General features: G+C 47.5%; 10 protein-coding genes, 2 tRNA genes, 2 rRNA genes and 1 other RNA gene. All 15 read right to left on the bottom strand.

What is annotated here, in order from left to right; all coding sequences use genetic code 11:
- Position 1: 1 nt before the first annotated feature.
- The 15 genes from ACWGXJ_RS00795 to fba all read right to left on the bottom strand — a co-directional run bounded on the left by ACWGXJ_RS00795 (position 2) and on the right by fba (position 12,072).
- Positions 2-77 (bottom strand) — tRNA-Ala (locus ACWGXJ_RS00795).
- Between the two features lie 21 nt (positions 78-98).
- Positions 99-175, bottom strand: a tRNA-Ile gene (locus ACWGXJ_RS00790).
- Between the two features lie 38 nt (positions 176-213).
- Positions 214-330, bottom strand: a 5S ribosomal RNA gene (rrf, locus tag ACWGXJ_RS00785).
- A gap of 103 nt (positions 331-433) precedes the next feature.
- Positions 434-1,989: ribosomal RNA gene (locus tag ACWGXJ_RS00780) — 16S ribosomal RNA — on the bottom strand.
- A 360-nt stretch (positions 1,990-2,349) separates the two neighbouring features.
- The gene (locus ACWGXJ_RS00775; RefSeq protein ID WP_061831803.1) at positions 2,350-2,625 is read right to left on the bottom strand and encodes a pro-sigmaK processing inhibitor BofA family protein; all 276 of its coding nucleotides are present in this window, start codon (positions 2,623-2,625) and stop codon (positions 2,350-2,352) included.
- A complete protein-coding gene (locus ACWGXJ_RS00770; RefSeq protein ID WP_025676300.1) occupies positions 2,622-2,933 on the bottom strand; it encodes a DUF2508 family protein in 312 nt (103 codons plus the stop codon). Before ACWGXJ_RS00770 ends, ACWGXJ_RS00775 begins: the two co-directional genes overlap by 4 nt.
- Before the next feature lie 214 nt (positions 2,934-3,147).
- Positions 3,148-3,747 (bottom strand): recombination mediator RecR, encoded by a 600-nt coding sequence (gene recR, locus ACWGXJ_RS00765; RefSeq protein ID WP_103050204.1) that lies wholly within the window; start codon positions 3,745-3,747, stop codon positions 3,148-3,150.
- A 27-nt stretch (positions 3,748-3,774) separates the two neighbouring features.
- The gene (locus ACWGXJ_RS00760) at positions 3,775-4,086 is read right to left on the bottom strand and encodes a YbaB/EbfC family nucleoid-associated protein (protein ID WP_013308226.1); all 312 of its coding nucleotides are present in this window, start codon (positions 4,084-4,086) and stop codon (positions 3,775-3,777) included.
- A gap of 43 nt (positions 4,087-4,129) precedes the next feature.
- A complete protein-coding gene (gene dnaX, locus ACWGXJ_RS00755; protein ID WP_452565942.1) occupies positions 4,130-5,881 on the bottom strand; it encodes a DNA polymerase III subunit gamma/tau in 1,752 nt (583 codons plus the stop codon).
- A 158-nt stretch (positions 5,882-6,039) separates the two neighbouring features.
- Positions 6,040-6,306, bottom strand: an RNA gene (gene ffs, locus ACWGXJ_RS00750) — signal recognition particle sRNA large type.
- Between the two features lie 110 nt (positions 6,307-6,416).
- Positions 6,417-6,614, bottom strand: a complete 198-nt coding sequence (gene rpmE / locus ACWGXJ_RS00745) for a 50S ribosomal protein L31 (protein WP_013308223.1) — start codon at positions 6,612-6,614, stop codon at positions 6,417-6,419.
- Between the two features lie 157 nt (positions 6,615-6,771).
- Complete coding sequence (locus tag ACWGXJ_RS00740; protein WP_061831800.1) at positions 6,772-8,043, bottom strand: radical SAM protein; 1,272 nt, start codon at positions 8,041-8,043, stop codon at positions 6,772-6,774.
- Positions 8,044-8,139: 96 nt separating this feature from the next.
- The gene (gene rho, locus ACWGXJ_RS00735) at positions 8,140-9,477 is read right to left on the bottom strand and encodes a transcription termination factor Rho (protein ID WP_452565941.1); all 1,338 of its coding nucleotides are present in this window, start codon (positions 9,475-9,477) and stop codon (positions 8,140-8,142) included.
- Between the two features lie 259 nt (positions 9,478-9,736).
- Entirely contained in the window at positions 9,737-10,990 is a 1,254-nt protein-coding gene (locus ACWGXJ_RS00730; protein ID WP_013308220.1) for a UDP-N-acetylglucosamine 1-carboxyvinyltransferase, read from the bottom strand.
- A 227-nt stretch (positions 10,991-11,217) separates the two neighbouring features.
- Positions 11,218-12,072 (bottom strand): class II fructose-1,6-bisphosphate aldolase, encoded by an 855-nt coding sequence (fba, locus tag ACWGXJ_RS00725; RefSeq protein WP_013308219.1) that lies wholly within the window; start codon positions 12,070-12,072, stop codon positions 11,218-11,220.
- Positions 12,073-12,237: the final 165 nt, after the last annotated feature.

The raw sequence follows: 12,237 nt of genomic DNA, 5'->3' as shown, positions 1-12,237 counted from the left end.
TTGGTGGAGCCAAGCGGGATCGAACCGCTGACCTCCTGCTTGCAAGGCAGGCGCTCTCCCAGCTGAGCTATGGCCCCAAAAGGAAATATAAAGTTATATGGTGGGCCCTAGTGGACTCGAACCACCGACCTCACCCTTATCAGGGGTGCGCTCTAACCAGCTGAGCTAAGGGCCCATAATAAACCACCAAAGAAGTTCTTCTTTAGTGGTTGCGCTTGGCGACGTCCTACTCTCCCAGGACCCTGCGGTCCAAGTACCATCGGCGCTGGAGGGCTTAACGGTCGTGTTCGGGATGGGTACGTGTGGAACCCCTCCGCTATCGCCACCAAACGTTCGAGAGTTTGAGCTCTCAAAACTGAGCAACGAGTGAGTAATTTTTGAAGCTTACGCTTCATATTTGAATGTTTCCATTGCAGGAAACGATTCTCCATAGAAAGGAGGTGATCCAGCCGCACCTTCCGATACGGCTACCTTGTTACGACTTCACCCCAATCATCTACCCCACCTTCGGCGGCTGGCTCCCTTACGGGTTACCCCACCGACTTCGGGTGTTGTAAACTCTCGTGGTGTGACGGGCGGTGTGTACAAGACCCGGGAACGTATTCACCGCGGCATGCTGATCCGCGATTACTAGCAATTCCGACTTCATGTAGGCGAGTTGCAGCCTACAATCCGAACTGAGACCGGCTTTTCTAGGATTGGCTCCACCTCGCGATTTCGCTTCCCGTTGTACCGGCCATTGTAGTACGTGTGTAGCCCAGGTCATAAGGGGCATGATGATTTGACGTCATCCCCACCTTCCTCCGGTTTGTCACCGGCAGTCTGCTTAGAGTGCCCAGCTTGACCTGCTGGCAACTAAGCATAAGGGTTGCGCTCGTTGCGGGACTTAACCCAACATCTCACGACACGAGCTGACGACAACCATGCACCACCTGTCTCCTCTGTCCCGAAGGAAAGGTCTATCTCTAGACCGGTCAGAGGGATGTCAAGACCTGGTAAGGTTCTTCGCGTTGCTTCGAATTAAACCACATACTCCACTGCTTGTGCGGGTCCCCGTCAATTCCTTTGAGTTTCAGTCTTGCGACCGTACTCCCCAGGCGGAATGCTTAATGTGTTAACTTCGGCACCAAGGGTATCGAAACCCCTAACACCTAGCATTCATCGTTTACGGCGTGGACTACCAGGGTATCTAATCCTGTTTGCTCCCCACGCTTTCGCGCCTCAGCGTCAGTTACAGCCCAGAGAGTCGCCTTCGCCACTGGTGTTCCTCCACATCTCTACGCATTTCACCGCTACACGTGGAATTCCACTCTCCTCTTCTGCACTCAAGCTCCCCAGTTTCCAGTGCGACCCGAAGTTGAGCCTCGGGATTAAACACCAGACTTAAAGAGCCGCCTGCGCGCGCTTTACGCCCAATAATTCCGGACAACGCTTGCCCCCTACGTATTACCGCGGCTGCTGGCACGTAGTTAGCCGGGGCTTTCTTCTCAGGTACCGTCACTCTTGTAGCAGTTACTCTACAAGACGTTCTTCCCTGGCAACAGAGCTTTACGATCCGAAAACCTTCATCACTCACGCGGCGTTGCTCCGTCAGGCTTTCGCCCATTGCGGAAGATTCCCTACTGCTGCCTCCCGTAGGAGTCTGGGCCGTGTCTCAGTCCCAGTGTGGCCGATCACCCTCTCAGGTCGGCTACGCATCGTCGCCTTGGTAGGCCTTTACCCCACCAACTAGCTAATGCGCCGCAGGCCCATCCACAAGTGACAGATTGCTCCGTCTTTCCTCCCTCTCCCATGCAGGAAAAGGATGTATCGGGTATTAGCTACCGTTTCCGGTAGTTATCCCTGTCTTGTGGGCAGGTTGCCTACGTGTTACTCACCCGTCCGCCGCTAGGTTATGTAGAAGCAAGCTTCTACATAACCCCGCTCGACTTGCATGTATTAGGCACGCCGCCAGCGTTCGTCCTGAGCCAGGATCAAACTCTCCATTAAAGACCAACCGAAGCTGGTTTATAGAAAGAGCGATAAGCTCATTTTGAAACTGACGAGATAAAATATCTCTTGTTTGATTTTGCGAACAAAATCGTTTTACTCACTCGTTGTTCAGTTTTCAAAGATCAAACCTGCATTATGTCTTACTTTGTTTCACCACCGCATCTCAGCGGCGACTTGATTAATATAACACACATTCGGGATTTAAGTCAACACTTTTTTAAAATTATTTTTTAATTTCATTTAAATGTTGTTCTCACAAAAAAATTCCCGGGCTTTAAGGGCCGAGAATTAATGTATCACATTTTTGAATTCGCCGTCAACTATATTTTAAAAATAGAAACAATAACATTTAAGTTTTCATATAGCCTGTCCGAATAATACTATTTTCAATCCCAGTAAAAGGACAATCCCAGGCAAGCCTAATATCGTTACCGCCCCCATTGTCACTGGATTGATCGGGATGTACACCTGCGTAATCCACCCTGAATAATTGATAACATACAATGCGATGGCTGCCAGGCCCATATGTGCCCCGAATACTACAAGCCAGCTGATACCCAAACGTTTTTTTAAGATTAGAAATAGTAACATCCCGACACAGGCAATCAAAACAAGCCAGACCGCCCCTTTCATTCAGCTCTCCGCTTGTGAACACGATCCGTATCATTGGCATACCCCGGTTCATCTGCAGGCAGATGGAAACGATGCAGGCCTTGCTGTTTCGCACTTTTTAAATGTATCTGATATTTACGTTCTGCAGCTTCTAGAACAAATATAGCGTAGTCGATCTCATCTTTACCCGTTGCTTCATGAAATAAACGATGCGCTCTTAACCATTCCGCATGCGAAGCCCGAATCTGGGCAAACAACTCCTGCCGATACTCCGCTTCTGATTTGCCATTCTCCTGACGACGGAAATTTTGTTTCATCCGTTCCCACATCCGTTCATCCTCCTCACAAGCTGAATTATGTGCACAGTCTGCAAGATTACCTTATTCATACTTATTGAACAAAGGACAAACTTAGAACCAGGAACGATCTATACTGCCATCTATCACCGCAAATAAAAAAGGAGCCATAGCGGCTCCCCCAAGTGAGTCGAGAATACCCTAAGGACATTCCAGACTCCCTATTTATAACGTATAAATACACCTATTAATTGAGCTCTCTACGGCCTTCCAACGCTTTGGACAAGGTAACCTCGTCAGCATACTCCAAATCTCCACCCACTGGCAATCCGTGAGCAATACGAGTAACCTTGATTTCAAAAGGACGCACTAGCCGAGAAATGTACATGGCCGTGGCCTCTCCTTCAATGTTCGGGTTCGTAGCTAAAATCAGCTCCTTGACGCGTTCATCACTGAGTCTATTCAGCAATTCCTTGAGTTTGATATCCTCAGGACCAATTCCCTCCATAGGAGATATCGCCCCGTGAAGCACATGGTAAAAACCATTAAACTCCTTGGTACGCTCCATAGCCACCAAATCCTTGGAATCCTGAACAACACAAATGACGGAAGCATCCCTCGTCTTATCCTGACAGATCCGACAAGGGTCCGTATCCGTAATGTTGCCGCAGACTGAACAGAAGTGCAGATTGCGTTTTACATTGACCAGCGCTTTGGCAAAGTCAATCACATCATCTTCCTTCATTTTCAGTACGTGAAAGGCCAACCGGGCAGCCGTCTTCGGCCCTACTCCCGGCAGGCGCGTAAAAGCATCAATTAGCTTTGCAATCGGCTCCGGATAATACAATAGCGCGTTTCTCCTTTATGCAGCAGACTAGAACAAGCCCGGAATTTTCATGCCGCCTGTAAATTTGCCCATATCATCATTAGCCAGTTCATCTGCTTTGGACAAAGCATCATTGACTGCAGTCAGCACAAGATCTTGCAGCATTTCTACATCATCAGGATCTACGGCTTCCGGTTTGATCGTGATGGACAACACTTTTTTATGTCCATTTACCTCCACCGTCACAACACCGCCGCCAGAAGTACCTTCGATTACTTTTCCGCCAAGTTCCTCTTGGGCTTTCAGCATTTGTTCCTGCATTTTTTTCACTTGCTTCATCATTTGGTTCATATTGTTCATTTCAATCATCTCCTTTAATGAAGTATACATCTAGACACTTGATTTAATCTTTAATGACTACCAGATCTTCCCCGAAAAGTTGAATAGCTTCATCAATCCAGGGCTCCTTGGACTTTCCCGGCGTATCATGCTCCGGCTCCAGTTGCAATTCTTCGGCAGGCTGGTCGGAAACTCCTTCAATCGCAGCATTCCAATCCTTTTGCATCATCGTTACTAAACGATAAGGATGACCCAACTGCTCATGCAATACTTTCTCGATGACCTGCTTATTGGCAGGCTTTTCGGTAGTTTCACGATGAATATTGTTCTTAAATGCGACCAGTACACTGTCCTCTAACACAGAAACTGGCTCACCGTCCATAAACCAGGCATGAACCGTAACTTTCGCCTCTTTTACCCCTTGTAAAATCTGACTCCACTTACGCCCCGCTGCTGCGAATGCTTCGCTCGACTTCTCAGCGATATAGCGATCCAACTGAGAGGGGAGTTTGGCCGGCGCCGAAATCCGCGGAGCAGGGGTACGCCCCCCGGAAGCCTGACGGCCGCCCGACGATGCTTCCTGTCCAGCTCCAGCGCCCAATCCACCTTGCAGCGCGCGCTCCAGTTTCTTTTCCAACTCAGCAAGCTGGCGCTTCAACATTATCACATCTTCCTGCTCAGCCGCAGCACCAGAGCGCTGTGCGGCCGGCTGAACAACAGCTCCTGCTTCCCCCGGAATACTGCATAGTTTCAACAGAGCTACCTCAAACAAAGTTTGAGGCTGAACAGCATATTTCATCTCGCTCTGATAACGATTAAGGGTGTCAATCATCGCAAAGAGTTGCTCCTTGGTAAAAGCATCTGCCACTTCCTTAAATCGCTCTGGATCTAGCACTCGCTCCGTCATTTTGGTTGCCTTAGGCACCATCTTGATCATTAGCAGGTCTCGGAAATAGTACAGAAGATTCTCCATGCACTTATCCGCACTTTTACCTTCCTGCATAAAGTTCTCGATCATTTGGAGCACCGTGCCCACATCTTCTTTCAGCAATGCCAAGGCAAGCTTACCGAATTGCTCGGACGCAATACCTCCCGTCATATCCAGCACCTGCTGATAAGTAACCCGACCATCTGTAAACGAGGATATCTGGTCCAAAACGCTAACTGCATCTCGCATCCCGCCATCTGAAAGACGCGCAATGTACTGCAGTGCATCTGAATCAGCCCGTATGTTCTCCTGTTGACATATCAGGTCAAGCCGCTCCGTCTGTTCTTCCAGCGATACCCGCCGGAAGTCAAACCGCTGACAACGCGAAATAATTGTCGCCGGAATCCGATGTGGTTCAGTCGTAGCCAATATGAACATCACGTGTGGCGGCGGCTCTTCTAGTGTCTTGAGCAGCGCATTGAACGCTTCCGTCGTCAGCATGTGCACTTCATCAATGATATAAACCTTGTGCCGCACTTCTGTGGGCGCATATTTGACTTTATCGCGCAAATCACGAATCTCTTCAACGCCCCGGTTGGAGGCTGCATCAATCTCCTGTACATCCATGACCGCTCCGGCCGTGATCCGTTTACAGGCTTCGCATTCGTTGCAAGGTTCCGGCGCAGGTCCATGCTCACAGTTGATAGCCTTGGCCAAAATTTTGGCCGCACTCGTCTTACCTGTTCCTCGTGGACCGCTGAACAGGTAGGCATGGGACGTGCGATTTTCGCGGATGGCATTCTGCAATGTCTGGATAATATGCTGTTGTCCTACCATGTCCTTGAAAGCCTGCGGCCGCCAAGCACGGTACAACGCTATATGTTCCAATGCGCGTTACCCTCTTTCCCATTCACTTTCATGACCATTCATGGTCACTTCATTATACTATACTCCCGTCCGAATCTAAACCAGACACCTTCCAATTTATAAAACACAAAAAAACATCTTCGCAATGATTGCCAAGATGTTCTAATCACTAATATATACCGTGCACCTGTTATTGATCGTTGTGATCCGAGCGGCAATCCTGAACAACAACTCGGGCTAGGCAACCCTCCGGCACAAGAGTGGGCTTGCTTATGGCTGCTTCCTTCCGGACCTGACCAGGTTCACAAGTACTCATTGCGGAGGACCCAGCCGTCAACATTGTGCGCAGGGACCAGCCTCACATCAACAACACCTCTAACAGGAATTCAACCTCGCTATAGCGGATTGCGAGTTACAGGGCACCGCTACCTCCCCATCTAGCACGGTGAAAATAAGTATATCTTAAGGCCGCATAAAAAGCAAATACACATTATTACAAAAAGAGCCCTCTGCAGTTGCAGAAGGCTCTAATAACTTTATAACCTGCGGTAATCCATTAGATACCGTATTTCTTTTTGAAACGATCCACACGTCCACCAGCATCAATAAATTTCTGCTTGCCTGTGAAGAATGGGTGGCAGGCGGAACAAATCTCTACACGCAGAGATCCTTTCACAGAACCCGTTTCAAACGAATTTCCGCAAGCACAAGTGACAGTAGTTACGTTAAATGTTGGTTGAATAGCTTGTTGCATTGAACTTTCACCTCTTTCCGCCCTGAACGTCCTATCAGTCCAGAGTTGTATGAACACATGTTCACATTATAGCACTTGAATATGAGCGTTTCAACAACTCTTTTCCGCATTCAAAGATGGCGTAAAATAGGTGAGTTTCAAGTTGCTATTGACCGTTTTAGGCCTTGGCAAATTTGGGACGTGCCAGCCCTTGTGGGGGTACATGAGTGTAAGAACCGATGACTACATCAGGCAGTTCCTCACGATAAATCTCAAGCATTTGCTTCATGCCAAGGATCTCACCTTGAGCAGGTGGAATCAACTCCAGATAGCTTTCAGGATCGATATTCAAATTACGCATTTGAATCAGCTTGAGCTTAGTACGTTTGGCAAATTCAATCATTGCCTCAATTTCTTCCTCTCGGTCTGTTACACCCGGAAAAATCAAATAGTTAATCGACGTATATACTCCCTGCTCAGAAGCATAACGAAGTGATTTTTCCACATTAGCCAACGTGTAGCCGCGCGGCTTGTAATACGCATTGTAGTGATCGTCCAGTGCACTAATGGTACTAACGCGCATCAGATCAAGACCCGCATCCACGATTCCCCGGATATGATCGCTCAATCCCGCATTCGTATTGATATTGATGTATCCCATATCGGTAATGGAGCGCACCTCTTTGATCGAATCAATAATCAGTTTGGCTTGTGTGGAAGGCTCACCTTCGCAACCTTGGCCAAAACTGATGATGGACTCCGGTGTCTTCAAATGTTCCAGCATAACTTCTACAATTTCTTCGACACGGGGACGGAAGTTCATTCTTGTCTGCGGAGATACAAAGCCACTGTCATCCGGCTGTTCAGATATACAGCCAAAGCAACCCGCATTACACGAATAGGATACCGGAACTCCTCCTTCCCAGCGATTCAGGAATGTGTTCGAGGAAGTAAGACATTCGTAGCCCAGCGCACAGTTAGACAAATGTTGGTACAGCCTATTTTCGGGATATTGCTCCGTCATCCGCTGAACACCCAGTTTAACTTGATGACGGTCACAGTTTTCCGGATTCCACTTGGATGGACTGTCACTCTGCTCTGCCGTTACATAAAATGCCCCGTCTTTCCAGACTACAGCCGAATAACCGAACAAGGGAAGTTTGTACTCCTTATCGGTCTTCACATATCCCGGTAGGCACAAGCGCGTAAAACCTTGCGGCAATAAAGCCCCTACTGCTTGCATATCTCCGGGAAGAGAAACCATTTCCCCTGTTTCAGGGTTCATACCGACCGGGCGAGTGCTGGGCAGGCTTACCAATGTAGCTCCTTCCGGTAACGGAATAAGCTCATCCTCCATGATTTCAACAATCATGTCTGCACTACGGGCAAGCCCATACAAAGAAGCATGATCATATACATTGCCTTTTTCGTCGGCATACACCAAATACATTATGGAGCTCCTTTCGCTCCGTTAAGCCTACGCCATTAACAAAATGAATGGTAACGACTGTGTACTTACGGAACAGATAAAATACATGAATGGGTTTTAGTTGGTTGTGGCCGGGACTGACGCTGTGGCAGAACGCGCAGTTCTCCGTTGTTGCCCACCAGGACTGCTTTGCGAGCTACCGGAGGAAGGTGCCGTCAAATCAAACGAAGCCAAAAACTCAGCATTAGTTTTGCTATTACGCAGCTTTTTGAGGAAGCCTTCCACAAAATCATGGCTTTCCGTCATGTTTTTACGAATGGCCCAGATGGTATCCAATTCTTCCTTGTTCAACAACACTTCCTCACGGCGTGTGCCGGAACGACGAATATCAATCGCAGGAAAGATACGACGTTCTGCCAGCTTGCGGTCCAAATGCAACTCCATGTTGCCTGTACCTTTAAACTCTTCATAAATGATATCGTCCATGCGTGATCCTGTATCAATCAGCGCCGTAGCAAGAATCGTCAAGCTACCGCCTTCCTCCACATTCCGAGCCGCACCAAAAAAGCGCTTTGGACGGTGAAATGCCGCCGGATCAATACCCCCACTCAAAGTACGCCCAGAAGGAGGGATAACGAGATTGTACGCACGAGCCAAACGTGTGATGCTATCCAACAGGATGACAACATCCTTTTTATGTTCTACGAGACGCAGCGCACGCTCCAACACGAGTTCTGCCACTTTAATGTGATTTTCAGGAAGTTCGTCAAATGTAGAGGCCACAACTTCACCTTTAACAGAACGCTGCATGTCGGTCACTTCTTCGGGGCGTTCATCAATCAACAAGACAAAAAGCTCGATCTCGGGATTGTTAGTAGAAATGCTATTGGCAATTTCTTTGAGGAGAAGCGTCTTCCCAGCTTTGGGAGGTGCTACAATGAGTCCGCGCTGTCCAAGTCCGACAGGGGCCAGTACATCCATAATTCTCGTAGACAAATGGTTGGGGGAAGTTTCAAGGACTAATTTGGTTTGCGGATACAGTGGAGTCAGTGCAGGAAAATGTAGCCGCTCAGCAGCTTGCTCAGGACTTCTTCCATTGACGGCGTTAACTTGAAGCAATCCAAAATATCGTTCATTCTCTTTTGGCGTTCGGCATTTACCGGAAACAAGATCGCCTGTTCTCAAGTCAAACTTGCGGATTTGTGAAGCAGAGATGTAAATATCTTCGGTACTCGGGAGATAATTGATCGGCCTCAGAAAGCCGTAACCTTCAGGAAGGATTTCCAGAACCCCCTGCATAAACATCAATCCGCTCTTCTCAGCTTGTGCGCGCAGGATCGCGAATATTAATTCTTTCTTTTTGAGCGTTCCGTAGTACGGGATCTGGTATTGCTTGGCCAGCTTGTACAGGTCGGTCAGCTTCATTTCTTCCAGATCGGAAATTTGCAGATCCATATAATAACCACCTATTCAATTATTAAGTCCATTCATACATCTAAATGATAGACAATGATATCATAAACACCATTAACATAATTTTAACCAAAACAAATAAAGTTATGCAGCCATCTGCCTGAATTATACCGAATTATTCCGGTTTTCCGATAAAAGATTGTTAGGTATGAACCACAATCTTTTATCAAGCAGCGGCTGCATAGGTGTTGCCCGTTCTATCGCTTTCGTTCCGGGAGTTCGAAAAAATTGCATGGTCTAACTATTCAGTCTGCCGCCATACATCCGCGCCCAAAAGACGCAGGTTGGAAACAAGGTGATCATAACCACGGTCAATGTACTCGACACCCGTCACCTCAGTTACACCTTCGCTTACTGTAAGTCCAGCAATGACAAGGGCCGCTCCGGCGCGCAGATCTGCCGCTTTTACTTTAGCTGCATTCAGTTGACCACCCTCTATAATGGCAGACCGACCCTCTACGCGAATTTTAGCCCCCATACGCACCAGCTCAGGGACGTGCTTAAAACGATTGCTGTACACAAAATCGCTCAATACACTGACACCCTGCGCTTGGGTAAGCAAGCTGGTCATGGGAGATTGTAAATCTGTAGCGAATCCGGGGTATATCAAGGCTTTAACGTCGACATGTTCATAGGAAGGTGCACCCAGTACGCGAATACTTTCATCATATTCCTCGATGCCGATGCCCATTTCCTGCATTTTTGCAGTGAGAGCCTCCATATGTTTGGGGATTACATTGTCAATCAATACATTTCCACGGGTTGCCGCAGCAGCAATCATATATGTGCCCGCTTGTATACGGTCAGGTATGATGGAATGACGGCAGCCATGCAGCTCCGACACACCTTCAATTCGAATCGTTTCCGTACCGGCACCTTTAATAATAGCCCCCATCGAGTTTAAAAGAGTTGCTACATCTATAATCTCAGGCTCTTTAGCCGCATTTTCGATAATTGTGGCGCCTTTGGCACGTGCAGCCGCCAGCATAATATTAATGGTAGCGCCTACGCTGCTAACATCCAAATAAATCTTAGTTCCGCGCAGTTCTTTGGCGTGCAAATGAATAGCGCCGTGCTCGTTCGTTACCGTGGCACCCAGCGCTTCGAAACCTTTGATATGCTGATCAATGGGCCGGGGTTCGAAATTGCACCCTCCTGGCAAACCGATGATCGCTTCCTTGAATCTGCCCAGCATGGCTCCCATCATATAATAAGAGGCTCGTAATTTCTTAACAGGCCCATTCGGCATAGGAATGGATTTAATGGAGGAAGGATCTATTTTCATCTGGCTACCTTCCCAGGTAACCGTTGCACCAAGTTCCTCCAGTATTTCGGAATACACCGCCACATCACTCAACAGTGGCAAATTGTCCAAAATGACTTCCGACTCTGCCAGAATGGCTGCGGGAATCAAGGCGATGGCACTGTTTTTGGCACCGCTGATGGAAACTGTACCTTGAAGCGGCCGTCCACCGGTGATCATCAATTTTTCCATAAGCTTGAGGGTCCCCCTACGTGTTTTGCAGTCGGTCAAACAATAATCTCAAATCATAAACTTTTAACTTTTTTAGTGGTGAAAATGGAAAGACACCGGCTAAGCGGTGTGCTTTCCATACCAAACTATTCAACTGTACAGATTTAAATATTTTGTGCAGCAGAACTACAGCTACAACTAAGAAATACATCTAGCCCGTGCAGACGCACGACCAGTTTGATTCATTATTACGCTTTGTTGTTGGAACCGAACTCACGAATTTTACCGATAACGGTTTGTTTAATCGCTTCACGACCTGGAGCGATGAATGTACGTGGGTCATAAGCATCCGGTTTCTCAGCAAGCACTTCACGAACCACTTTCGCAAATACGATTTGGTTCTCAGTGTTTACATTGATTTTGGAAGTTCCCAGAGAGATTGCTTTTTTAATGTCATGTGTTGGGATACCAGTACCACCGTGCAGAACGAGTGGAAGTTTGATTGCATTGCAGATCTCTTCCATTTCTTTGAATCCGAGGTTTGGCTCGCCTTTGTAAGGTCCGTGTACGGAACCCAGTGCAGGTGCCAGTGTATCGATACCTGTTTCGTTAACGATACGCAGACAGTCGTCCAGCTTAGCGTACATTACGTCGCCGACAACATCATCCTCTTGACCGCCAACCATTCCAACTTCAGCTTCAACAGAAACGCCTTTGGAATGAGCATATTCAACCACTTTTTTCGTTGTAGCAATGTTTGTGTCGATCGGGCTGTGGGAATCGTCAATCATAACGGATGTGAAACCAGCGTCGATAGCTTCTTTACATTTTTCAAAGCTGGAACCGTGGTCCAAATGGATCGCAACTGGAACGGTGATTTTCATGTCATGAATAAGACCTTCTACCATTTTAACAACAGTGTAGAATCCGCCCATGTGACGTGCTGCGCCTTCAGAAACGCCCAAGATTACTGGGGATTTTTCTTCTTCAGCAGCGCCCAAAATAGCTTGAGTCCACTCCAGGTTATTAATGTTGTATTGACCTACTGCATATTTTCCTTCGAGTGCTTTGTTCAACATGTCTTTCATAGATACCAATGGCATGGTTACAGTCCTCCTAAAGGTGTTTGGGTTTGTCTATATTTTAGCCGACATCACATACGGGCTTATTATACCACAACCCATGTTAAATACTAAACAAGCTTTTGCATATCAACACATACAAAAATCACGTTAGGACGCCGTTTTTCCATAGAATTGTATAAGGAG

It is taken from the genome of Paenibacillus sp. S33 (genome assembly GCF_053615415.1).
The sequence above is the reverse complement of the archived record's forward strand: the minus strand, read 5'-3'. Positions and strand labels throughout refer to the sequence as shown.

Bases quoted from the DNA above. Each gene is read 5' to 3' on its own strand.
- ACWGXJ_RS00730 (WP_013308220.1), bottom strand. From the start codon at position 10,990: ATGGAAAAATTGATGATCACCGGTGGACGGCCGCTTCAAGGTACAGTT.
- ACWGXJ_RS00775 (WP_061831803.1), bottom strand. From the start codon at position 2,625: ATGAAAGGGGCGGTCTGGCTTGTTTTGATTGCCTGTGTCGGGATGTTA.
- ACWGXJ_RS00770 (WP_025676300.1), bottom strand. From the start codon at position 2,933: ATGTGGGAACGGATGAAACAAAATTTCCGTCGTCAGGAGAATGGCAAA.
- rpmE (WP_013308223.1), bottom strand. From the start codon at position 6,614: ATGCAACAAGCTATTCAACCAACATTTAACGTAACTACTGTCACTTGT.
- ACWGXJ_RS00740 (WP_061831800.1), bottom strand. From the start codon at position 8,043: ATGTATTTGGTGTATGCCGACGAAAAAGGCAATGTATATGATCATGCT.
- rho (WP_452565941.1), bottom strand. From the start codon at position 9,477: ATGGATCTGCAAATTTCCGATCTGGAAGAAATGAAGCTGACCGACCTG.
- fba (WP_013308219.1), bottom strand. From the start codon at position 12,072: ATGCCATTGGTATCTATGAAAGACATGTTGAACAAAGCACTCGAAGGA.
- ACWGXJ_RS00760 (WP_013308226.1), bottom strand. From the start codon at position 4,086: ATGAACAATATGAACCAAATGATGAAGCAAGTGAAAAAAATGCAGGAA.